Source organism: Micromonospora sp. KC606, assembly GCF_004348675.1.
Taxonomy (GTDB): Bacteria; Actinomycetota; Actinomycetes; order Mycobacteriales; family Micromonosporaceae; genus Micromonospora.
Window position 1 is genome coordinate 1 of record NZ_SMKN01000403.1, and the last position, 1,418, is coordinate 1,418.

At 79.5% G+C, this 1,418-nt stretch carries 1 protein-coding gene and 1 pseudogene; both read right to left on the bottom strand.

What is annotated here, in order from left to right; all coding sequences use genetic code 11:
- A partial coding sequence (locus E1193_RS31385) for a DNA polymerase Y family protein (RefSeq protein WP_132186737.1) occupies positions 1 to 1,222 on the bottom strand: 1,222 nt, incomplete at its 3' end.
- Positions 1,219 to 1,418 (bottom strand): annotated as a pseudogene (locus tag E1193_RS31390) (hypothetical protein); the annotation flags it as partial. The pseudogene E1193_RS31390 and the gene E1193_RS31385, both read right to left, overlap by 4 nt.

Sequence of the window (1,418 nt, forward strand, 5' to 3'; positions counted from 1 at the left end):
CGGGGAGCCGTTCGTCGCCCCACGGAACCAGGCGCGTCTGGTCGGCCGGGGACCGGCCACCACCGAGCACCGCGGTGACCACCGCCTCCGGGCCGAGGATGCCCTGCACCCGGCTCAACGCGCGGTGCGCCCGCTCCCGCTCCTCGCCGGCCTCCCCCCACAGCCCTGGTTGCAGCCCCGAACGGGCCAGCACCCCGTCCGGGACCAGCCGCAGCCGGACGATCCCGGCGGTCGGCCGGGCGGGTCGGGCACCGGCCCTGCCGGTGCTGCCGGAGAGCCAACCGTCGAGCTGCCAGCGGACCCGGTCGGCGATGGCCGCTGCGGTGAGCAGGCCGTCGTGCCGCCAGACCCGGTGCAGTTCCTGGCCGTGCGCGGTGACCGCCTCGATGCCGAGCCGGGTGCAGGCCAGGCCGTGCGCGGCGAGCCGGTCGTGCAGCCGCTCGGCGAGCGCGCGGGCGGCGAAGGCGGCCACGTCGACCCGGTCCAGCGGTTCGTCGTGGTCGGCGGTCACCGCCAGGTCGACGGGGGGCTGCCGGACGGCCAACGGCCGGTCGTCCCGGCCTCCGGCGAGCCGGTGGGCCAGCGCCCCGTCGAAGCCGAACCGGGCCAGCACGTCACCGGCGGGCAGCGTGGCGAAGTCGCCGAGGGTACGCACGCCGAGCCGGCGCAGCAGGTCGGCCAGGGCCGGCCGGCCGAGCGCCTCGACCGGCAGCCCGGCGAGGAACCGCGGGGTCTCGCCCGGCGGCACGATCCGGCCGCCCCGCGCGGCCAGCCCGGCGGCGAAGACCCCGTCGGCGATGCCGACCTGGCCCTCCACCGCGCAGGCCTGGGCCACCTGCTCGACGATCCGTTCGGCGGCTGCCTCCTCACCGCCGAGGTACCGGGCGGGGCCGCGGGCGGCCAGCGCGCAGGCGCCGGGGCGTACCACCTCGACCCCGGCGACGACCTCCTCGACGGCGGCGACCACCGGCTCGAAGGCACGGGCGTCCCGCCCGGGGTCGTGGTCGACCACGGTGAGCCCTGGGCAGCGCCCCTGCGCCTCCCGCCGGCGCAGCCCTCGGCGCACCCCTTCCGCCCGGGCCTGCGCGGAGCAGGCGACCACCCGGTTGGCGTGCAGCACGGCCACCGGCCCGGTGGCCGGCACCCCGTCGACGATCTCGGCGGCGATCACCGGCCAGTCCGGGCACCAGAGCAGCAGGGTGCGCACCGGCCGGCCGGTCACACCGGGCCCACCAGGGTGAACGTGCCGCGCCCGGTGCCGCCGGCGACGCCGGGCGCGGCGGCCGACGGGCGGGGGATGAGCCGGGTGAGATGGTCGCCGGGCAGCCAGAGCTTGATCTCCTTCGGCCGGGCAGCGGCGCCGCGCCCGCGCGCCGACACGGTGACCTCGCGGCGGCGCAGCCGGCCCCGACCCGCCC